The 19,775-nt window shown below is 56.9% G+C and carries 21 protein-coding genes; 8 read left to right on the top strand and 13 right to left on the bottom strand.

What is annotated here, in order from left to right; translation table 11 throughout:
• Positions 1-61 precede the first annotated feature (61 nt).
• The 3 genes from VCA57_RS09340 to recX all read left to right on the top strand — a co-directional run bounded on the left by VCA57_RS09340 (position 62) and on the right by recX (position 2,187).
• The gene (locus VCA57_RS09340; protein ID WP_411184714.1) at positions 62-574 is read left to right on the top strand and encodes a CinA family protein; all 513 of its coding nucleotides are present in this window, start codon (positions 62-64) and stop codon (positions 572-574) included.
• A 90-nt stretch (positions 575-664) separates the two neighbouring features.
• Positions 665-1,708 (top strand): recombinase RecA, encoded by a 1,044-nt coding sequence (recA, locus tag VCA57_RS09335; protein ID WP_411184713.1) that lies wholly within the window; start codon positions 665-667, stop codon positions 1,706-1,708.
• Between the two features lie 11 nt (positions 1,709-1,719).
• Positions 1,720-2,187 carry a recombination regulator RecX gene (recX, locus tag VCA57_RS09330; protein WP_411184712.1) on the top strand — a complete coding sequence of 156 codons (468 nt, stop codon included), beginning with the start codon at positions 1,720-1,722 and terminating at the stop codon, positions 2,185-2,187.
• Positions 2,188-2,387: 200 nt separating this feature from the next.
• Here recX and VCA57_RS09325 read toward each other — a convergent pair whose 3' ends face one another.
• A complete protein-coding gene (locus VCA57_RS09325; RefSeq protein ID WP_411184711.1) occupies positions 2,388-3,470 on the bottom strand; it encodes an LOG family protein in 1,083 nt (360 codons plus the stop codon).
• A 232-nt stretch (positions 3,471-3,702) separates the two neighbouring features.
• A complete protein-coding gene (locus VCA57_RS09320) occupies positions 3,703-4,101 on the bottom strand; it encodes a quorum-sensing-regulated virulence factor family protein (RefSeq protein WP_411184710.1) in 399 nt (132 codons plus the stop codon).
• 626 nt (positions 4,102-4,727) lie between these two features.
• Here VCA57_RS09320 and VCA57_RS09315 point away from each other — a divergent pair.
• Positions 4,728-6,428, top strand: coding sequence for an OmpP1/FadL family transporter (locus VCA57_RS09315; protein WP_411184709.1), 1,701 nt, complete (start codon positions 4,728-4,730; stop codon positions 6,426-6,428).
• A gap of 157 nt (positions 6,429-6,585) precedes the next feature.
• Positions 6,586-7,296, top strand: a complete 711-nt coding sequence (locus VCA57_RS09310; RefSeq protein WP_411184708.1) for a tRNA-uridine aminocarboxypropyltransferase — start codon at positions 6,586-6,588, stop codon at positions 7,294-7,296.
• A gap of 6 nt (positions 7,297-7,302) precedes the next feature.
• On the opposite strand, the gene VCA57_RS09305 is transcribed toward VCA57_RS09310, so the two are convergent.
• Complete coding sequence (locus VCA57_RS09305) at positions 7,303-8,187, bottom strand: DMT family transporter (RefSeq protein WP_411184707.1); 885 nt, start codon at positions 8,185-8,187, stop codon at positions 7,303-7,305.
• A 198-nt stretch (positions 8,188-8,385) separates the two neighbouring features.
• Here VCA57_RS09305 and erdR point away from each other — a divergent pair, with 198 nt between their 5' ends.
• Positions 8,386-9,045 carry a response regulator transcription factor ErdR gene (erdR, locus tag VCA57_RS09300; protein WP_411184706.1) on the top strand — a complete coding sequence of 220 codons (660 nt, stop codon included), beginning with the start codon at positions 8,386-8,388 and terminating at the stop codon, positions 9,043-9,045.
• 67 nt (positions 9,046-9,112) lie between these two features.
• Positions 9,113-9,478, top strand: a complete 366-nt coding sequence (locus VCA57_RS09295) for a diacylglycerol kinase (protein WP_411184704.1) — start codon at positions 9,113-9,115, stop codon at positions 9,476-9,478.
• Positions 9,479-9,489: 11 nt separating this feature from the next.
• Here the strand turns inward: VCA57_RS09295 and VCA57_RS09290 are convergent, their stop codons facing one another.
• On the bottom strand, positions 9,490-10,416 hold the full coding sequence (locus VCA57_RS09290; RefSeq protein WP_411184703.1) for a LysR family transcriptional regulator: 927 nt from the start codon (positions 10,414-10,416) through the stop codon (positions 9,490-9,492).
• A 125-nt stretch (positions 10,417-10,541) separates the two neighbouring features.
• Between VCA57_RS09290 and fpr the strand changes: the two genes are divergently transcribed.
• Complete coding sequence (fpr, locus tag VCA57_RS09285) at positions 10,542-11,321, top strand: ferredoxin-NADP reductase (RefSeq protein WP_411184702.1); 780 nt, start codon at positions 10,542-10,544, stop codon at positions 11,319-11,321.
• 50 nt (positions 11,322-11,371) lie between these two features.
• On the opposite strand, the gene VCA57_RS09280 is transcribed toward fpr, so the two are convergent.
• The 9 genes from VCA57_RS09280 to livH form a co-directional block, all read right to left on the bottom strand.
• Positions 11,372-12,715, bottom strand: coding sequence for a diguanylate cyclase domain-containing protein (locus VCA57_RS09280; RefSeq protein ID WP_411184701.1), 1,344 nt, complete (start codon positions 12,713-12,715; stop codon positions 11,372-11,374).
• 267 nt (positions 12,716-12,982) lie between these two features.
• Positions 12,983-13,678 (bottom strand): tRNA (N6-threonylcarbamoyladenosine(37)-N6)-methyltransferase TrmO, encoded by a 696-nt coding sequence (gene tsaA, locus VCA57_RS09275; RefSeq protein WP_411184700.1) that lies wholly within the window; start codon positions 13,676-13,678, stop codon positions 12,983-12,985.
• Positions 13,679-13,717: 39 nt separating this feature from the next.
• Positions 13,718-14,488, bottom strand: a complete 771-nt coding sequence (locus VCA57_RS09270) for an SDR family oxidoreductase (RefSeq protein WP_411184699.1) — start codon at positions 14,486-14,488, stop codon at positions 13,718-13,720.
• Between the two features lie 105 nt (positions 14,489-14,593).
• Complete coding sequence (locus VCA57_RS09265; protein ID WP_411184698.1) at positions 14,594-15,058, bottom strand: DUF1456 family protein; 465 nt, start codon at positions 15,056-15,058, stop codon at positions 14,594-14,596.
• Positions 15,059-15,109: 51 nt separating this feature from the next.
• On the bottom strand, positions 15,110-15,820 hold the full coding sequence (locus tag VCA57_RS09260) for an rRNA pseudouridine synthase (protein ID WP_411184697.1): 711 nt from the start codon (positions 15,818-15,820) through the stop codon (positions 15,110-15,112).
• 199 nt (positions 15,821-16,019) lie between these two features.
• Positions 16,020-16,721 carry an ABC transporter ATP-binding protein gene (locus VCA57_RS09255; protein WP_411184696.1) on the bottom strand — a complete coding sequence of 234 codons (702 nt, stop codon included), beginning with the start codon at positions 16,719-16,721 and terminating at the stop codon, positions 16,020-16,022.
• Positions 16,721-17,488, bottom strand: coding sequence for a high-affinity branched-chain amino acid ABC transporter ATP-binding protein LivG (gene livG / locus VCA57_RS09250; RefSeq protein WP_411184695.1), 768 nt, complete (start codon positions 17,486-17,488; stop codon positions 16,721-16,723). Before livG ends, VCA57_RS09255 begins: the two co-directional genes overlap by 1 nt.
• Positions 17,485-18,744: a high-affinity branched-chain amino acid ABC transporter permease LivM gene (locus VCA57_RS09245; protein WP_411184694.1), complete on the bottom strand. Its 1,260-nt coding sequence runs from the start codon at positions 18,742-18,744 to the stop codon at positions 17,485-17,487. Before VCA57_RS09245 ends, livG begins: the two co-directional genes overlap by 4 nt.
• Complete coding sequence (livH, locus tag VCA57_RS09240; protein WP_411184693.1) at positions 18,741-19,664, bottom strand: high-affinity branched-chain amino acid ABC transporter permease LivH; 924 nt, start codon at positions 19,662-19,664, stop codon at positions 18,741-18,743. The genes VCA57_RS09245 and livH overlap by 4 nt, the downstream gene beginning before the upstream one ends.
• Positions 19,665-19,775: the final 111 nt, after the last annotated feature.

Genomic DNA, 19,775 nt, shown 5'->3' with positions numbered 1-19,775 from the left:
TGAATCGCAAAAGCGCCTAGTGTACGGTATCGGCATAGCTGGCTTTAACCCCGGAGTGCAGATGACTGTTAATGAGCGTGACTTGACCCAATTAGCGAGTGAGTTGGGTGTGCAACTGCTGGCCATCAACGCCCAGGTGACGACGGCAGAATCCTGTACGGGTGGTGGTATTGCCGAGGTGATAACTCGCGTTTCTGGCAGTTCTGCCTGGTTTGAAGCCGGTTATGTAACCTACTCCAATGCCCAGAAGAGCAAGCAGCTGGGCGTGCCAGTGGCGCTGTTTGACGCTGTTGGAGCAGTAAGTCGCGAGGTGGTTGAGGCCATGGTGCGCGGCGCCCAGGTTAATAGTGGGGCGCGTTTTGCCGTGGCAGTCAGTGGTGTTGCTGGGCCCGGTGGTGGCTCGGTGGAGAAACCGGTTGGTACTGTTTGGCTCGCTTGGGGGGATGGCGAACAGGTATTCAGTGTGCGCCGGCAGTTTGCTGGTGACCGCAATGAGGTGCGCCGACAAACGGTCGAGGCCGCACTGGCTGGGCTGTTGCGCCTGCTTGCGCAAGAAAATCCAAACGCGGGGTAGGCGTGCGACTTGCCCTGTGGAATAATACTGTCTACTTATACAGTTGTTGATGGCCGCTAGATGGCCCTTCTTGATTACGTGAGGACTTAAATGGACGAGAATAAGAAGCGCGCCTTGGCGGCAGCCCTAGGCCAGATTGAAAAACAATTCGGTAAAGGCGCGGTTATGCGCATGGGTGACCATGATCGTCAGGCTATTCCGGCGATCTCTACGGGTTCGCTGGGGTTGGACATCGCGCTTGGTATTGGCGGTCTACCTAAAGGCCGTATCGTTGAAATCTACGGTCCGGAGTCTTCCGGTAAAACCACCCTGACCCTGTCGGTGATCGCCGAAGCACAGAAGCTCGGTGCCACGTGCGCTTTCGTCGATGCCGAGCATGCGCTCGACCCGGAGTACGCTGGCAAGCTCGGGGTAAACGTTGACGATCTGCTGGTATCGCAGCCGGATACCGGTGAGCAGGCTCTGGAAATCACCGACATGCTGGTGCGCTCCAATGCCATCGACGTGATTGTGATCGACTCCGTGGCGGCCCTGGTGCCGAAGGCGGAAATCGAAGGTGAAATGGGCGATATGCATGTTGGCCTGCAGGCTCGTCTGATGAGCCAGGCGCTGCGTAAGATCACCGGCAACATCAAAAACGCCAACTGTCTGGTGATTTTCATCAACCAGATTCGTATGAAAATCGGTGTGATGTTCGGCAGTCCGGAAACCACCACTGGTGGTAACGCCCTGAAGTTTTACGCTTCGGTTCGCTTGGACATCCGCCGTACCGGCGCGGTGAAGGAAGGCGACGAAGTGGTTGGTAGTGAAACCCGCGTCAAGGTAGTGAAAAACAAGGTTGCGCCGCCGTTCCGTCAGGCTGAGTTCCAGATTCTTTACGGTAAGGGCATCTACCGTAATGGCGAGATCATTGACCTGGGCGTGCAGCTCGGTCTGCTGGAAAAATCTGGTGCGTGGTACAGCTATCAGGGCAGCAAGATTGGTCAGGGTAAAGCCAATTCGGCCAAGTACCTGGAAGACAATCCAGAAGTGGCGCGCACTGTTGAGGGTTTGATTCGCGAAAAACTGTTGGTGGTCAGTCCTGTGGTCAAGGCCAACTCCACGGCTGATGACCTGGCTGATGCCGACGCCTGATTTGTCGCGTTATGCCCATCGTTCTTGATAGTCCCGTCGCTGTAAGGCGGGTAGCTATGGATCTACTGGCGCGGCGTGAGCATGGCCGCGTCGAGTTGACGCGTAAATTGCGTAACCGTGGGGCGGCAGATGAGCTGATCGAAGCCGCCCTTGATCGCCTGGCAGAAGAAGGTTTGCTGTCTGAGGCACGCTATCTGGAAGCCTTTGTCAGCTATCGTGCGCGCTCCGGTTATGGACCTTTACGCATCCGTGAAGAGCTAACCCAGCGTGGTTTGGCTCGCGGCGATGTAGAGCAGGCCTTGCGTGACAGTGGTATCGATTGGCGTGAACATCTGCAGGCAACCTGGCAGCGCAAGTTTGCCGGCGAGTTGCCCCGCGATATACGTGAGCGTGCCCAACAGGGGCGCTTTCTCAGCTATCGGGGTTATCCGGCTGATTTGATTGGACGCTTGCTAAGCGGTGCGCAGTGCGACGATTAACTCGCTGAGTGTGACCTAAATTAAAAACGCCATACGCACCTGCGTGTGGCGTTTTTATTTGGGCTGTGCGGTTGGCGTGTCGACGTTACGGGTCGTGTTTACAGGCACTCTTTTGCTGCAATAGCCGTTAAACCACAGCTCTCTAGTAAAAGCCTGTAGACACTGCGGTTTCGTCTCGCTGTTTTTGCGCTATACCGGGCCTAAGTCGACTTAAGCCAATGCTGAGACTGGTTTAGCGTATCGAGCAGTTCACGTAGGCGCCCGTGGTTACGGCCGTTGAAGGCAAAGGTGAGACGCGTTAGCTGACTCAAATCAGGCTCATTGCCCTCGTCAGCAAGCGGCCCCTGCTGCTGGATAAAACTGCCACCCTTGCAGATATCACCAAATAGCTTAGGCAAATCTGTTATCAGGTGATCTTGCACTGGATGTTGCAGGCGAATAACAAAACGATCATTCAACCATCGGCTGGAGTGGTAATTGGCATAGAAGTGGGTGATTTCCCCTACAGCGTCATCCACCGAGTTCACCAGGCGCAGCAGCTGCATATCGCTGGGTAAAATGTAGCCATTACCTTCCAGCTGCTTGTGGATAAACGCGAGGGCATCTTGCCAGAAACTTCCATTGGGCTCATCTAGCAGTACCACCGGCACCAGTGGGCTTTTACCTGTCTGGATCAGCATCAGCACCTCCAGCGCTTCATCCAATGTGCCAAAGCCACCAGGGCAGAGCACCAGGGCATCGGCTTCTTTAACGAAGAACAGTTTGCGCAGGAAAAAGAATTTGAACGACAGCAGGTTGGTGCTGCCTTGTAGGGTGGCGTTCGCGTTCTGCTCAAAGGGCAGGCGAATATTCAAACCAAGGCTATGATCCAGGCCGGCACCTTCATGGGCTGCCGCCATAATGCCGCCGCCAGCACCGGTAATGGTCATCATGTCTTGACGCGCCAGTTCCGCCCCCAAGTCTTTAGCTAATTGGTAGACCGAGTGATTGACTGGTGTACGTGCCGAGCCAAACACCGTGACTTTCCGGCGGTTTTTGAACGGCTCTAATGCACTAAAGGCGTACTCCATTTCCCGTAGGGTCTGCAGCATGATTTTGGCGTCCCAGCGATTGCGGTCGGCCTGGGCGGTGCGCAAAACACTGTTGAGCATGTCGCGATAGAGCGGCAGATTCTGGCTGTTCTGTGGGGCTGTGAGGGCTAGCAACTCATCGAGCTTTTCACTCACGTCGATGCCGCTTGTTTGTAGCTGGCGGGCTAGGTAGTCATCCGCTTCGTAAGGCATGCAACGGCTCCTTGTTATTGCTGTACCTGTTTAGTGCGTTGGTGAAGCTAGGATTAGCAGAGGGCGATGCCCTTCTGGATTTTCGCAGGCACTATTGAGTGTGCCGAACTGGGCTTAGGCATGAGTCTAGCGTTGACTGGTACTTAGGTAGGCTCAAGACGCACAACCAGGCGCCGCCTTGGCTGCAGTGCCAACTTAGCAAGGCAACCCTGGCTGCTTATATCGGTGGGGCTTATTGCATGGCGCAATTACTTTTGCCGAAATTCTCGGCGGTGATGGGCTTGTTGGTTTTGTACTCGCTGAACTGATAACGCAGTACGGCACCACGGGCGAGTAGTGTGCGGAAACCCGCATTATTGCAAACACTGGCACCCAGTTGCTTGCGCACATCCTCTGGGTTAGCGCGCATTTGCACGGCGTGCGAAGGCTGCACACTGAGGTGGTTGATCAGCACATTACCGTCGACGGTGTAGCCCTGGTCGAGAATGTTTTCGTTAATTGCCCGTGGCGTGCCCACACTGCTTTGCGTAGCGACTTGATTGAGCAGTTTGTTCAGTTCGAAGTCCTGTAACGAAGCTGCTTGCGCAGCGGGTAGGGCAAAGCAAAAGGCCAGGGCGATAAAGCGCAGCATGTGAATCTCCATATCGGTAGAGCGACGTTAACTGCCTCGTCTGACACTTATCAGGCGCTGGTGTTCAGCCTGTTTGCGAATGTGCTAGCAGGGACAGCGCTGCATCCTGACCTTGGCTTGCGGTGAGATCAAGTCTGCGGCGGCCTGTCCTTGTTATATGCCTGCATGTTGACTGCTCTTATTGCCACGTCGTGGTCCCGTCATACGGATGAAAGTCCGCACAAATATTTCCGCTGCACGGGCTCAGCCCATTCGATAACTGCGGCAAAAAGGCTTCTGGAAAACATCGTTTCGATTTTTTGAATGGATGTGCTCATCCATCTTCAAGCGCTTTCGTGTGGATCGGTAACGCTTCGCATTCATTAAAAAATATCGGCGTAGAGCCTCCGATGCAGTGCCGTTGCTCTTGGGGACGCTGTGCAGTGCGGCCTGAGCAATGCTGGTGTCACCCGCTTGCAAGTCTGATTAGGCCGTAACCACTACGAAGGATGGGGGATCGTCGGGCAACCGTGCTGGGTCACAACTTCGTGCAGAAACGTCGGTTTATCGACTGGGACGGCACGCTTTTGGCGTAGGGCTGGTGGCGTGCGTGCTCAGGTTTATCGAACATGTAGGAGACGAGAACAATGATAAGAACTCGCCCATCATGCTGGCACACCGCAGTTGTTGGCGGTGGCTTGGTGTTGGTTTTCAGCTCCGGAGCCTTGGCTTCCGGGTACCACTTCGGTTCGCAGTCGATCTCTGCCCAGGGCACTTCCAATGCCAACGGTGCGGAGGCAGTCGATCCGTCGACAATCTTCTATAACCCTGCGGGTCTGGCCCGGTTGCCCGGAACGCAGGTAACCAACGGCATCACCGTGGTGATTCCGCGAGGCAGCTTCAAGGACACTGGCAGCACCGATGTTTTTGGTCAGCCCGTACAGGGTTCCGGTGCGGGTTCTTTTTTACCGGATGCCGCCGCCGCTCCCGACTTTTATTTCTCCAGTCAGCTCAACGATAAGGTCACTGTGGGTCTGGGGATTTTCGTGCCTTTTGGTGCCAAGTTGGATTACAACGAAGACTGGACCGGTCGTTATGGCATTCAGTCGGCCAATCTGGAAACCGTAAATATCAACCCGAGCATTGCTTACCGTTTCAATGAGCACCACAGCATTGGTTTTGGCTTGTCTGCGCAGTACATCAAGTCGATTCAGCGCGGTGCCGCAGACGTGCAGGGGGCTACTCGGCAACTGGCCGGTCAGTTCGTGAAAAATAACCAGGAACTCACCGAGCTGGCGGCTTCACCTATCGGCCAGATTGGTATTCCTTTGCTGTATGGCGGCTTGACCGTACCTCAGGAAATTGCCAGCTGCGATGGGCAATCGGGTGATGGCTTTGTTGACTGCGTGGCGAAGAATTTCGCCGACAATGTTGAGGGTGACGGCTATTTTCGCGTCAAGGGTGATGACTGGGGTTATGGCTGGAACATCGGCTACCTGTGGGAACCCACGGAAAACACCCGCTTTGGCGTTGCTTATCGCTCGCACATCAAACACACGATGGAGGGTAAGTCGAAATGGAGCTTTGCCGGGGTCAGCGGCTCGGCACCTGACCCATCTACCGACTTGTCCCCCGGTAGTGACTTATTGGGTTTAGTTAACCTGCCGCCTCGGGATCAACTGGCGCAAGTGTTGGACCCTGACAATTGGATTAGTCCAGCAGCACTGGCCGCTTCGCGGTTACACCCAAATTCAGATGCGAAAACCAATATTGATACCCCCGAGTCGCTGTCCTTCAACGCGTTTCATCAGTTGAATGACAAAGTGGCGTTGATGGCCGACCTGACGTTCACGCGTCATTCACGTCTGGACACCGTGGACATTCAACTGGATCAGGTAGAAGGCTATCCCTATCTGAATGGTGTGACGGAGGGCGATGCGACGGTTAAGCAAGACTGGAACGACACTTACAAACTCTCCCTCGGCATGAACTATCAATGGGACAAGGACCTGATGCTGCGTACTGGTGTTGCCTACGACAAATCGCCGGTTAATGGCAGTAGCGAGCGCCACCCCGCGTTCCCTGATGCTGATCGGTACTGGCTGTCAGTGGGAGCCAACTACAAGTTGGATCAAGACTCCTCTATCGATCTGGCGTACAGCTATGTGCAGTTCAATAGCGGCAAAATGGACTATCAGGATGGCTGCTCCCCAGCCGGTTGGGCACCAGGGGCCGAGGGTGTGTATGTCGATAGTGGTGTGCGCTGCACCGGTAACGGCGGTAACTTCAAAGGCGAGTACGAGACCCGCATCCATTTTATTGGCCTGGCCTTCAATCAAACGTTTTAAGCCATCGGCTGCCGTGGGTGTTATGCGCGCGGCGGCCAGAGGTCCACTCCCTGGCGGCTTTATCCTGCGCCTCTGCTAGACTCGCCGGCCTTCTTCTACTGGTCGGACACTGCCCCATGCTCTGCGTTTTGCTATCTGCCTGCTTTCAGAGGTTGCTATGAGTCACGCCGTTTCGCGTCTGCGGGCCGAGCGTTTGCAGAGCAGTACCAAGCCGTTTATTGCGCGTGGCTCCAAGGCCGTGCGCTGCGAACGTTGCCGAGTCGTGCCTGAGTATTGTTTGTGCGCTTGGCGACCAAAGGTCGCGACGCAGGCTGGCATGCTGTTGCTGATGCACGATGTGGAACCGCTTAAACCGACCAATACCGGTTGGCTGATTGCCGATCTGGTCGCGGATACCTTTGCCTACCGTTGGTTTCGTACTGAGGTGGAGTCAGAAATTCTGGCCCTGCTGAGTGATCCGCAGTGGCAGCCGTACTTGGTGTTCCCCGGGGAGTTTGTGACGCCGGAGCGGGTCGTCACTGAGGTGGCGATGGAGGAGGGCAAGCGACCGCTGTTTATCCTGCTGGATGCGACCTGGACCGAAGCCCGTAAGATGTTCCGCAAAAGCCCCTATCTGGAGAGCTTACCGGTGCTTAGCTTGCAGCCTGAGCACTTGTCGCGCTATCGCTTGCGCCGATCCAAGCGTAACGACCACTTTTGCACGGCCGAAGTGGCCGCCATGTGCCTGGAACTGGCCGGCGAGCAGCGTGCGGCCGATGGCTTGAATGCTTATCTGGATGTCTTCAGTCAGCACTACTTGGCGGCCAAAATGAAGCGCGAAGTGGTGCTGGATGACCTCGCGCATGAGCGCCTGCGCGAGTTTTTGTAAACGGCTTTAGGGCGCTTTCTTTGGCCACAGTTGTGCGATCAACATGCCGCTGAACATCAGTGCGCAGCCGAAGTAGCCGCGTAACTCCAGGGACTCACCGAGCAACCAAGCGCCGGCGATAGCGGCGAATACGGCTTCCAGGGACAGGATAATTGCGGCGTGGGAGGCGATAGCGTGTTTTTGCGCCACCACCTGCAGGGTAAAGCCAATGGCCACGCCAAATATCCCTCCATAGAGAATCGCCGGGCTGGCGGCGACGATCGCGTGCAGTTGAATCTCTTCGAAAATCACGGCCATCACCAGGCTGATTACCGCGCAGGTGATAAATTGCACCAGCGCTAGACGTAGCGGGTCATGGCGGCTGGCAAAGAACCCCACCAGCAGTACGTGCACACCCCAGACGAGGGCCCCGGCCAGTTGCAGCCAATCTCCGGCCGCGACCTGAAAACCGTCACCGACACTGAGCAAGAACATGCCAACCACCGCCAGGCCTGCCCCCAGCCAAATGCCCAGGCCGGTCTTGTGACCGATGAATAAACCGAGCAGCGGCACGACGATCACGTACAGCCCGGTGATAAACCCGGAGTTAGTCACGCTGGTAAACAGCAGGCCGACCTGCTGCAGATTGATCCCCAGGGCCAGGGCCAGCCCCATCAGTACGCCGCCGCGCAGCAGTTGCCGATTCAATGGGGCGACCGCCGGGCTGTTTTCACGGCCCTGTAGCAGGTGCAATACCGGCAGCAAAATCAGTGCTGCCAGGCCGAAGCGTAATCCGCTATAAAGAAAGGGACCGATGCTATCCATCCCCAGGCGTTGCGCGACAAAAGCTGAGCCCCAGATCATGGCGGTCACGAGCATCAACAGATCGGCGCGTAGGGCGTGGTTAGGCATTTCAGGCTCTCATTCGCAAGGTTGCGAACTGTGCCGTAAAGCGTCGAGCTTGACCACCCCGTCAGCGCTCGGCATGCTGGGGCGCTTTTCTGCGCTGTTGGGGTTGTTCGCGTGGACATCCAGCGCCCTGCACGTGCTGTTTACGTGCCTTGGACACTACCCGTCGCGGGTATCCACATAACAAAAACAGGATTCACCATGGCCGCATTTGAAATCCTCATTGCTGATGATCACCCCTTGTTTCGTAGCGCCTTGCAGCAAGCGCTGACGCTGGGCCTGGGGCCGGATGTACGGCTAGTTGAAGCGGCCAGCATTGCCGAGTTGGAAGCCTGTCTGGCACAGAAGACCGATTGGGATCTGGTCCTGCTCGATCTTAATATGCCAGGTGCTTATGGTTTCTCCGGTCTGGTTTTGTTGCGCGGGCAATACCCGCATATACCGGTCGTGATGATTTCTGCCCAGGAAGAAGCGTCCGTCGTCGCACGTTCGCGAGAGTTTGGGGCCAGCGGTTTTATTCCCAAATCCAGCCCGTTGGAAACCATTCAACAAGCCGTGCGTCAGGTGCTTGATGGTGACGTCTGGTGGCCGCAGCAGAGCCAAGAAGCGATTGCCCTTTCGGCCGAAGCGAAGGCCGCCAGTGAGGGCCTGGCCAGCCTGACTCCACAGCAATTTCGCGTGTTGACCATGGTTTGCGATGGCTTGCTGAATAAACAGATTGCTTATGAACTGACGGTCTCCGAGGCGACGGTCAAGGCTCATGTAACGGCAATCTTCCGTAAGCTGGGCGTGCGTACCCGAACCCAAGCCGCCTTGCTGTTGCAGCAGTTGGAGTCGATCCCAGCGCCTGCTAACGGTTAAGCATCCGTTAATCTTTCACCGTCAGACTGCCTGCGCTGTCTTCCTCCTCCTGTTGCGATGATCCTTAATGTCTCCTTTCAAGGGCCAAACCGGCCTAAAACGTATCTTGAATGCCACCGGTTATTCGTTAGCTGGCTTGCGTGCTGCTTTCACTGGTGAAGCCGCGTTCCGTCAACTGCTGCTGATCAACGTAGTGCTGCTGCCGTTGGCTTTCTACTTGGATGTCAGTCGCGTAGAGCGCGCGTTGATGGTTGCAGTCTGCCTGTTGGCACTGATCGTTGAGTTGCTCAACTCAGCGGTCGAAGCGGCAATTGACCGTATCTCTTTAGAGCTGCATCCGCTGTCGAAAAATGCCAAGGACATGGGCAGTGCCGCGCAGTTCATCGCCCTTAGCCTGATCGCTTTGGTATGGGCGGTCATTCTGCTGGGCTGAGTCGTCGCGCGTCAGGCAATGGCGGGTAAAACGATCTGGTCACTACGCGTGACGTTGGCGGTTAGTGCGCGGCATAGTTCGATGAACTCGCGCATGGCGGCGGTCTGGTACTTCTGTTTATGCCAGATGAAGTAGAACTGCCGGCGCAGATCCAGTTCCGGTGTTTCCACGGCCACCAGGCTGCCTCGGCGAAACGCGTCGCGCAGCGCCAGGCGCGAAATGCAGCCGATGCCTAGACCCGACTCCACCGCGCGCTTGATCGCTTCTGTGTGCTCCAGTTCCAGGCGTACATTGAGGCTGCGAGGGTGGTGGCGCATGGCTTGATCGAAGGTCAGGCGCGTGCCAGAGCCTTGCTCGCGAAGAATCCAGGCCTCGTGTGCGAGCTCTTCCAGGCTTGCTACGCCGCGTTGCGCCAGTGCGTGCTGTGGCGCGCAGAACACCACCAATTCATCTTCAACCCAGGGCTGCACCTCGATATCAGGGTGCTGGCAGTCACCTTCGATCATGCCCATGTCCAGTTCATAGTGGGCAATCTGCTGCACCACATGGGCGGTGTTATGCACTTGCAGGGTGACCCGGCATTCTGGATGGCGCTGCATAAAACTGCCAATCAGCAAGGTGGCCAGGTAGTTACCGACGGTCAGTGTGGCGCCGACATTCAGCGAGCCAAAACCGCTTTTGCCGCCCAGCAGACGTTCGATTTCCTTGGCTTGGTCGAGCAGGGCGACAGCCTGAGGTAGAAGCTGGAGGCCTAGGGCGTTGAGATTTAGCCGTTTGCCGGCGCGGTCGAACAGCTGGCAGTCGGACTGACGCTCCAGTTCGCTGAGTGAAGTACTGGTTGCCGACTGCGACAGGGCTAGGGAATCAGCAGCGCGGGAGACGCTTTCCTGCTGGGCGACGGCGACGAAAACTTGCAGTTGTCTGAGTGTAAATCGCATATCTATATAACCGATAACCCATATCTTGATAATCAAGTTAACAGATATTATGGCGTTCTTTACAATGCCGGCCTATTAGGCGCAGGCGCGCAGACGACCTTACACTTTTCGGAGCCCCCGAGCACATGAGCAACTTTAATTCCGAGCGCATCCTTAGCGTTCACCATTGGAACGATACTTTGTTCAGCTTCAAGTGCACGCGTGATCCGGGGCTGCGCTTTGAGAATGGTCAGTTTGTGATGATCGGCCTGCAGCAGGAAAGCGGCCGCCCACTGATGCGCGCGTACTCGATTGCCAGTCCAAACTGGGAAGAACACTTGGAATTCTTCAGCATTAAGGTTCCTGATGGCCCGCTGACCTCGCAGTTACAGCACCTTAAGGAAGGCGACGAGATCATCATCAGCAAGAAGCCCACTGGCACCTTGGTATTGGATGACCTCAACCCTGGTAAACACCTGTACCTGCTCAGCACCGGCACTGGTCTGGCGCCCTTTATGAGCGTGATTCAGGACCCGGAGACCTACGAACGTTTTGAGAAAGTCATCTTGGTTCATGGTGTGCGTTATGCGAACGAAGTGGCCTACCGTGAGTTCATCACCGAGCACTTGCCACAGAATGAGTTCTTCGGCGATGCGCTGAAGAACAAGCTGATCTACTACCCCACCGTGACCCGCGAGCCCTTCGAGAACCAGGGGCGTCTGACTGACCTGATGCGTAGTGGCAAGTTGTTCCAGGACATCGGCCTACCGCCGATCAACCCGCAGGATGACCGCGCTATGATCTGCGGCAGCCCAAGCATGCTCGACGAAACCAGTGAAGTGCTGAACGAGTTTGGTTTGAAGGTCTCCCAGCGTATGCGCGAACCAGGTGATTACCTGATCGAGCGGGCCTTCGTCGAGAAGTAAGTGCTCTTGCAGTAGAAAGCCCGCTATTAGGCGGGCTTTTTTATGTACTTTTACTCGGGGTTCATAGCACTTTTAAAGCAGTTGCCGCCGTTCTGTTTGGCCCGGTACATGGCGTTGTCGGCTTGCTGCAGCAGTTGTTGCTCATCTTGGGCGTGCTGGGGGTAGAGCGCGACGCCAATGCTCGGTAGGACGGTCTGGCTTTGGCCAAGCAACTCGAAAGGCTGGTTGAGGGTCAGGCGGATTTTTTCGGCGACACCGTTGGCGTGGTCGGGGGCGTGGAAGTCTTCCAGGAGTATGACGAATTCATCACCGGCAAAGCGCGCCACCGTATCGACTTCACGCAGGCATTGCCGAATACGCTGGGCTACGCCTTGTAGCAACTGGTCACCTGCAGCATGGCCGAAGGTATCGTTAACTTGCTTGAACTTGTCCAGGTCGAGAAACAGCAAGGCCACCTGCGACTGCTCGCGGCGCGCTCGTGCTAGGGCCGTCTGCAGTCGATCGTTTAGCAGTTCGCGGTTGGGTAGCTGGGTGAGCTGGTCATACTGCGCCATAAACTGTAGGCGACTGAGCATCTGTTGGCGCTCGATGGCCGTCGCCACCTGAGTTGAGACAAAGTGCAGTAATTCCTGATCATGCTCGTCATAGCGTGTGGCTGAGCTGTTTTGCACGAGCAATGCGCCAATGATGCCCTTGTGCGATTGCAGTGGGATGCCTAGCCAGTAATGCTCGGTGCTGTCTGGTGCAAGCTGTTGCGACAAAGCCGAGGTTGTTAGCTGGGTTTTGCCATTGCGAATCACCTCTTGGCTGAGTGAAGACACATGCGCCTGCCACCCTTCATCTTGTTCAGCGGGTGTTCGGTTGGAATAGGGGAAACTCAGTTGGTCATTTTGTTCATCGTAGAGCGCTACCGAGAAGTCAATTGACGGCAACAGTTCGCCGGCAAACAAGTGCACTTGTTGAAACAGCCCGAGCAGGTCTTTGGAGGAGTGCGCTGCCTCGGAAATACCGTACAACGCTGCCTGCAATGCTTCGCTACGCTTGCGTTCACTAATGTCATGGGCCACTGCAACGCGGACTTGGTCGTTCTCTGACCAGCGTGCAGACCAGAGAATGTGGACGATTTTTCCGTCTTTACGCAGGTAACGGTTCTCGAAATGCGTCTGCTGCGCGCCGGCCATGATTTCATTGGCGGCTTGCAGGGTTTTTGCGCGATCTTCGGGGTGTACCAAGTCGATCATGACTTGGCCGACCATTTCGTCGGCGCGGTAGCCGAAAATGCGTTGGCAGGCTGCGCTGACAAAGACGAAATGGCCCTGTTTGTCGACAACGCAGATGGCGTCGAGGAGTAGGTCAACAAGGTTTTCGCTAGGGGCGTAGTTATTGATTTTCATGCGTTCACAGTACGCCTGCTTTCATGTGTTAGTTGTGCTTAGTCATGCTGGCTAATTAATAGCATAGCGCTTGAACTCACCATACTTGTTTGGCTGCAGGCCGTGAATGCCTGCCTGTAGCCGCCGCCTATAAAATCAGTACCGAGTAATCAGCTTGGTTTTAGTTTTTCCTTATCAGGGATTTAGGCGCTTTCAGGAGTACTTTCAGGAGTATAGGAGGGCAGATGGGCTGCGCTTGTTTCTAGCGCGTGGTGTCGCGCATTCTGGTCAATCTGCCGGCACTATCTCCAATACACAGATGGTGTCACTTCGCGGGTAATGCCAATGCACATCGACATCCCAGAAGCGGGCGCCGTAGCGGCGCTCTGGGCCAGGTTGCTGGTAGGCCGGGCGCGGGTCTTGGGCCAGGCATTGGTCGATCAGTTCGACTAGCGGCTCGTCGAGGCGTTGCCCGTGGCTATGTGCCTGAGCGAGTGCTTGGTCCTGCCAGGTGACCTTGATCAGTAGCGGTGCACTGTCGGCGATGCGGTTGTAGGCCGTTGCAACATTATCGGCATACGGCACATAGGGTTTGATATCCAGTACCGGGGTACCGTCGAGCAGGTCGATACCCGACAGCCATAGCTTGCCTGCTTCAACCTTATCCAGCTTGACCACCGACTGGCCGATGCCATTGGGTCGGTGGGTCGCACGCGTGCTGAATACCCCAACGGATTGATTACCGCCCAAGCGCGGCGGGCGTACTTTCAAGCGCGGTTTGTCTTCTAAAGCCTGATGGAATAGAAACAGCAGCCAGACATGGCTGACTTGTTCCAGGCCTTGTACGGCATCGCCATTATCAAAGGGTGCGAGCAACTCCAGTACGCCACGAGCGGCCGGTGCGAGCTGTGGCTGGCGCGGAATGGCGAATTTTTCCTTGAAGCAGGAACGGACAAAACCGATAGGGGAAACGGAGTAGGGCATGGCGACGTAATCGAGTGAAAACGCCGCCATAGTACCTGACTAAAGGTGAAAACCGCCGTCAATGGGGATGATCGTGCCGGTCATATAGGCCCCAGCGGTGCTGGCCAGGCTGATCGCCAGGGCGGCCATTTCCTCTTCACGGCCCCAGCGCTGCATTGGGATTAGCGCGCAGTCTTCGGCCATGGCGTGTTCGTCCTGGGCGATAAACTGGGTCATCTTGCTCGGGAAACGGCCTGGGGCGATCACATTGACGTTGATGTGCTGGCTGACCAGTTCGCGGGCGAGCATGCGCGACAGCTGGTGCAGCGCCGCTTTGCTCGGGCCGTAGGCATAGGCGTCTTCGCCGTGGGCGGTGATGCCGGCCACCGAGCCGATATTGATCACCCGTGCCGGGTTGTCCGCGTTGCCGGCTTTGCGCAGCAGCGGCAGCAGTTTTTGGATGCAGCTGAACACCGAGGTCACGTTAAGTTGCATGACCTTTTCCCAGCCCTTGGCCGGGTAGCTTTCCAGCGGTGCGCCCCAAGTGGTACCGGCATTGTTGACGAGGATATCCAGGCTGTCGATCTTGCCGGCCAATTGCTCGGCAAGCATCTGCACGCCTTCTTCGCTGGCCAGGTTGGCTGCGATGCCATGGCAGATGCCGAAGGCTGACAGTTCGGCGGCGGTTTGTGCGCAGGCTTTGCCGTCACGTGCACAGACGTAGACGGTGGCACCGGCTTCGACAAAGGCTTTGGCGATCATCTTGCCGATACCACGGGTGCCGCCGGTAACCAGAGCGGTGCGACCTTGCAGGGAAAAGTAGGGGTGCATGGCAAATCCTCAGGGGATGAATGCCATTAGCCTAATCCTGTGCCTGCCATGCGGCAGGCACTATTGCCCGTGGAAATACATCGCCATGCAGGAGATGGCTTAGGGTTATTCACCGCGTACGCGCAGGGTCAGGCCCTTGAGAAAGTTACGCAGAAATTGATCACCGCAGGTGCGGTAGTTGCTGTGGCCAAATTTGCGGAACAGGGCGCTCATCTCAGGTTTGGATACCGGGCAGTCGACGCTGTTCATGATCGCGTGCATGTCGTCTTCTTTCAGCTCGAAGGCCACGCGCAGTTTCTTCAGCACCATATTGTTGGTCATCGGCAGCTCGAACGGCTGAGCCGGACGGCTGTCATCTTTGCCACGTTTGAAGTACACCAGACCGTCGAGAAAGTGCGCCATCAGCTCGTCATCGCAAGCCGTGAAACCTTCTTCGTCTTCTTTCTTCAGCATTGGGCTGAGCTCAGCAACTGTGACCTGTTTACCGCTCAGTTGGATGATCTCGACCATTTGCGCATCGCTGATATCGAGGGTGTAGCGCAGGCTGCGCAGTACGTCGTTGTTAAGCATTGGTAGATCCTGAAGAGGGCGGTTGCCTGAGGGCAGCCGCTGAAAAAATAGTTAGAAGCGCTCTTTGCTGGCCAGGTAGCGCCATTGCCCTGGTTGCACTTTGGCCATTGGCACGCCGCCAATGCGGATGCGCTTCATGCCCAGCACTTTAAGATCGACGCTGTTGCACATGAATACCAATTGGCCAGGCAGTGGGTTCTTCAAGGCGAAGCGCAGGCGGGTTTCGTTTTGCCAACTGACCTTGCACGGAGGCAGGGCCACGCCATTGAAGGTCAAACCATGATTGAGGCGTTGCAGTTGGCTGGGGCTGAGCGTGCCGACGACTTCGACCACATATTCCTGCTCAAGCTTGCTCAGGTCGTCCTTGAGCTTACGCTCGATGCGCCAGTCTTGGGTCAGGACATGCAGGCCGTCAGCGCCCACTTGCAGCGGCGCGCAGCTGGTGAGGCGGGCAAAATGGTTTTTTAGTGGGCGGATACCGGAGCTGTCTTCCTGCCAATGGCTGGCCGGGCTGATGCTCTCGATGGCGCGGTCCGGGTAGTGCCCAGCGGGTACGTGGAGCAGCAAGGTGACGGGTTCTGATGGGGTCGCGACTGCATGGGGCAGCAGTTCGACGCGTTGTTCAGTAACTTTGCATTGCGGCTCTTCGACGACCACGCCATCCACCGTCACCCAGCCGCCCTCGATATACAGCTCAGCCTCACGGCGCGAGCAGCCGATCACTTCGATCAGGCGTTTGGACAGGCGAATCGGGTCGGTCATAACAGCAGTCATCGGTAAAAAAGGGCGACCATTGTAACTGGCCATGCTGCAAGTGCACGGATCATCGGGCGAATGGCGCAGATAAAGTTGCCAGGAAAGATGCTCATGCTTACCTAATTACGGCCTGCAGCAGTGGCTGCGATAAATTGCCGGCGATAAAAAACCGCTCCGAGGAGCGGTCTTTTGTCCTCGCAGGTGTTCAGCCGCCTAGATAGGCGTCGCGCACCTTTGGATCATTGAGCAGTTCATGGCCGCTGCCTTGCATAACGATGCGGCCGTTCTCCAGCACGTAGCCGCGGTCGGCCAGCTTGAGCGCCTGGTTGGCGTTCTGCTCGACCAGGAACACGGTTACACCGTCTTTGCGCAGCTGTTCGATGATGTCGAAGATCTGCTGGATGATGATGGGGGCCAGCCCCAGTGACGGCTCATCGAGCAGCAGCAGGGTAGGCTTGCTCATCAATGCGCGGCCGATGGCGAGCATCTGCTGCTCACCACCGGACATGGTGCCCGCGCGCTGGGCGAAGCGTTCCTTCAGGCGCGGGAACAGGTGCAGAACCTTGTCCATCTGTTCCTGGTTGTCGGTTTTACTGCCGAAGAACCCGCCCATTACCAAGTTTTCTTCCACGGTCAGGCGGGCGAATACGCGACGACCTTCTGGTACCACGGCGATGCTTTTGCGCATGATCTCTGGGGTTTCCAGGCCGATCAGCTCTTCGCCTTGATAACGGATTCTGCCGCTGGTGGCCTGCGGGTTACCACACAGGGTCATCAGCAGGGTCGATTTACCAGCGCCATTGGCACCGATCAGGGTGACGATCTCGCCTTGGCGAACCTCGACATTGACATCATGCAGCGCCTGGATCTTGCCGTAGAAGGTGGAAACGTTCTCGAAATACAGCATCACGCTTCCCCCAGGTAGGCTTTGATCACGTCCGGATTGTCGCGGATCTGCTCCGGCGTACCGTTTGCCAGGGGGGTGCCCTGGTTGATCACATAGATGTGGTCGGAAATGCTCATGACCAGCTTCATGTCGTGTTCGATCAGCAACACAGTGATGTTGTGCTCGTTACGCAGCATGCCGATCAGCGCTTTTAGGTCGTCGGTTTCCCGCGGGTTAAGGCCGGCTGCTGGCTCGTCGAGCATAAGGATGCTCGGGCGGGTCATCATGCAGCGGGCGATTTCCAGGCGGCGTTGTTGGCCGTATGCCAGGGTGCCGGCTGGGCGGTTGGCGAACTCGGTCAGGTTGACTTGCTCCAACCAGTGCGCCGCGTAATCCATGGCTCCGCGCTCGCTGCGGCGAAACGCTGGGGTTTTGAACAGACCGGCGAGGAAGTTGGTGTTGATGTGGCGATGTTGGGCAACCAGCAGGTTCTCCACCGCGGTCATTTCCTTGAACAGGCGAACGTTCTGGAAAGTCCGCACCACGCCTTTGCGGGCGATCTTGTGGCCAGGCAAAGCCTCGATCTGCTCACCCGCCAGGCGGATGCTACCCGAGGTTGGTTTGTAGAAGCCCGTCAGGCAGTTGAACACTGTGGTTTTACCGGCACCGTTTGGGCCGATCATCGACACGACTTGTTTTTCATTGACCGTGAGGCTGACCTCGTTGACGGCCAGCAGGCCGCCAAAACGCATGGACAGGCCGCTCACTTCGAGAATAGGGCGGCTCATCGTTGTTTCAACTCCAGGTGTGGGCGTTGCATGGGCATGAGGCCCTGCGGACGCCAGATCATCATCACGATCATGGTCAGACCGAATATCAGCATGCGGTACTCGTTGAAGTCGCGCATTTCCTGCAGCAACGTCATCACGATCGCCGCGAAGATAATCCCGAGCTGCGAGCCCATGCCGCCCAGTACGACGATGGCGAGGATCATCGCCGACTCGATAAAGGTGAACGACTCCGGTGTCACCAGCCCCTGGCGGGCGGCGAAGAAGCTACCGGCGAAACCGGCGAAGCTGGCACCGATGGTAAAGGCGGAGAGCTTCACAGTAGTTGGGTTCAGGCCCAAGGCGCGACAGGCGATCTCGTCTTCACGCAAGGCTTCCCAGGCGCGGCCGATCGGCATGCGCATCAGGCGGTTGATCACGAAGATGGCCAGCAGTACCAGCAGCAACGCGATCAGGTAGAGGAAGATCACCTTGTAGGTGGAGTTGTAGGCGATGCCGAGGAAGTCATGCAGGGTCTGGCCACCATCCGGTGCGCGACGGTCCAGCGACAGACCGAACAGCTCTGGCTTGGGAATCGAGCTGATACCGTTCGGGCCGCCGGTGATGTCGGTGAGGTTACGCAGCATGATGCGGATAATCTCGCCGAAGCCGAGGGTCACGATGGCCAGGTAGTCACCGCGTAGCCTGAGTACCGGGAAGCCCAGCAAGCAACCAAACGTGGCAGCCATCAGGCCGGCGATTGGCAATGCCGTCCAGAAGCCGAAGCCTGCGTACTCGGCCAGCAGTGCGTAGGTGTAAGCGCCTACTGCGTAGAAGCCGACATAGCCCAGGTCGAGCAGGCCGGCGAGGCCAACCACGATGTTCAGGCCAATGCCCAGCATTACGTAAATCAGGATCAGTGTGGCGATATCCACCGCTGCGCGCGAACCGAAGAACGGCCAGGCCAGCGCCACGACGAACAACGCGAGCATGATCCAGCGCTGCACGCTGGGGAGGGTCATGGCGTTTTTCAGGTTCTGCGGCAGGCTGGGCAGGGCACCTTTGAGCTTTTCACCGCCGAGCAGGCGGTCACGCAGCAGCAGGTGCCAGATGAACAGCAATGCAGCGGCAATGCCGATGGTCCACAGAGTTTGCGCGCTGGCGCCTTGTACCTGCAGGCTGATGCCGACGACGCTGAGTTTGAGGCCAAGAATCGGGTAGGCGATCAGCAGCAGAAGGATGCTGCTGAACAGGGCAGTTTTGAGGTTCTTGCTCATACCTTTTCAACCTCCGGACGGCCGAGGATGCCGGTAGGGCGGAACAGCAGCACCAATACCAGCAGGCTGAATGCCACGACGTCCTTGTATTGGTCGCCAAAGATATCGGCCCCAAATGCTTCGGCCACACCCAGTACCAGGCCGCCGAGTACGGCACCTGGGATGCTGCCGATACCGCCAAGTACCGCAGCGGTGAACGCCTTGATGCCGGCGAGGAAGCCCAAGTGGGGGTTGATCACGCCGTATTGCATGCCCAGCAACACGGCCGCGACGGCAGCCAGGGCAGCACCGATGACAAAGGTCAGGGCGATGATGTTGTTGGTGTTGATGCCCAATAGATTGGCCATCTTGATGTCTTCAGCACAGGCGCGGCAGGCACGACCCAGGCGTGAGCGGGAAATGAACAGGGTCAAAGCAAGCATGACGACGAAGGTGACGACGAAGATCAGCACCTGCATATAGGAAATTACCACGCCGTTCATAGCGCTTTCGCCAAACACGAAATTGCCTGGGAGTGGGTTGGCGATGGCTTTGTCCTTGGAGTCCTGAGAAAGCATCACGGCGTTCTGCAGGAAGATCGACATGCCTATCGCGGAAATCAATGGGATTAGCCGGTTGCCTCCACGTAACGGTCGGTAGGCCACCCGTTCGATGCTATAGCCGAACGCACTGGTGACGATGATGCTCGCGGCGAACGCGCAAATCATGATCAGTGGCAGGCTATCGATGCCCATCATGGCCAGCAGGGTGATGGCGATAAAGGCGACGTACGAGCCAATCATATAAACCTCGCCGTGGGCGAAGTTGATCATGCCGATGATGCCGTAAACCATGGTGTAGCCGATGGCGATCAGGGCATAGGTGCTGCCAACGGTCAGACCGTTAACCAGCTGTTGTAGGTAGTGATAAAGATCAGGCATTGCCTAACTCCTGGGCTGTCACGCAAGGCGGCGCTTGTGGCGCAGCGTGCAACCGGGATTCTTCTAATAAACAAAACCCACTGCTGGGCAGTGGGTTTTGGATTCATGCGT

It is taken from the genome of Pseudomonas sp., assembly GCF_046581935.1.
Lineage (GTDB): Bacteria > Pseudomonadota > Gammaproteobacteria > Pseudomonadales > Pseudomonadaceae > Aquipseudomonas.
Note: the sequence above shows the minus strand (reverse complement) of the source record. Positions and strands in the feature narration are given on the sequence as shown.

Coding starts and splice junctions, on each gene's coding strand:
- VCA57_RS09260 (WP_411184697.1), bottom strand. CDS start 15,820: ATGACCGACCCGATTCGCCTGTCCAAACGCCTGATCGAAGTGATCGGC.
- VCA57_RS09270 (WP_411184699.1), bottom strand. CDS start 14,488: ATGCACCCCTACTTTTCCCTGCAAGGTCGCACCGCTCTGGTTACCGGC.
- VCA57_RS09295 (WP_411184704.1), top strand. CDS start 9,113: ATGTCTCCTTTCAAGGGCCAAACCGGCCTAAAACGTATCTTGAATGCC.
- VCA57_RS09325 (WP_411184711.1), bottom strand. CDS start 3,470: ATGCCTTACGAAGCGGATGACTACCTAGCCCGCCAGCTACAAACAAGC.
- VCA57_RS09315 (WP_411184709.1), top strand. CDS start 4,728: ATGATAAGAACTCGCCCATCATGCTGGCACACCGCAGTTGTTGGCGGT.
- tsaA (WP_411184700.1), bottom strand. CDS start 13,678: ATGCCCTACTCCGTTTCCCCTATCGGTTTTGTCCGTTCCTGCTTCAAG.
- livH (WP_411184693.1), bottom strand. CDS start 19,664: ATGCCTGATCTTTATCACTACCTACAACAGCTGGTTAACGGTCTGACC.
- fpr (WP_411184702.1), top strand. CDS start 10,542: ATGAGCAACTTTAATTCCGAGCGCATCCTTAGCGTTCACCATTGGAAC.
- VCA57_RS09310 (WP_411184708.1), top strand. CDS start 6,586: ATGAGTCACGCCGTTTCGCGTCTGCGGGCCGAGCGTTTGCAGAGCAGT.
- VCA57_RS09265 (WP_411184698.1), bottom strand. CDS start 15,058: ATGCTTAACAACGACGTACTGCGCAGCCTGCGCTACACCCTCGATATC.
- VCA57_RS09245 (WP_411184694.1), bottom strand. CDS start 18,744: ATGAGCAAGAACCTCAAAACTGCCCTGTTCAGCAGCATCCTTCTGCTG.
- recX (WP_411184712.1), top strand. CDS start 1,720: ATGCCCATCGTTCTTGATAGTCCCGTCGCTGTAAGGCGGGTAGCTATG.
- livG (WP_411184695.1), bottom strand. CDS start 17,488: ATGAGCCGCCCTATTCTCGAAGTGAGCGGCCTGTCCATGCGTTTTGGC.
- VCA57_RS09255 (WP_411184696.1), bottom strand. CDS start 16,721: ATGCTGTATTTCGAGAACGTTTCCACCTTCTACGGCAAGATCCAGGCG.
- VCA57_RS09305 (WP_411184707.1), bottom strand. CDS start 8,187: ATGCCTAACCACGCCCTACGCGCCGATCTGTTGATGCTCGTGACCGCC.
- VCA57_RS09320 (WP_411184710.1), bottom strand. CDS start 4,101: ATGCTGCGCTTTATCGCCCTGGCCTTTTGCTTTGCCCTACCCGCTGCG.
- erdR (WP_411184706.1), top strand. CDS start 8,386: ATGGCCGCATTTGAAATCCTCATTGCTGATGATCACCCCTTGTTTCGT.
- recA (WP_411184713.1), top strand. CDS start 665: ATGGACGAGAATAAGAAGCGCGCCTTGGCGGCAGCCCTAGGCCAGATT.
- VCA57_RS09340 (WP_411184714.1), top strand. CDS start 62: ATGACTGTTAATGAGCGTGACTTGACCCAATTAGCGAGTGAGTTGGGT.
- VCA57_RS09290 (WP_411184703.1), bottom strand. CDS start 10,416: ATGCGATTTACACTCAGACAACTGCAAGTTTTCGTCGCCGTCGCCCAG.
- VCA57_RS09280 (WP_411184701.1), bottom strand. CDS start 12,715: ATGAAAATCAATAACTACGCCCCTAGCGAAAACCTTGTTGACCTACTC.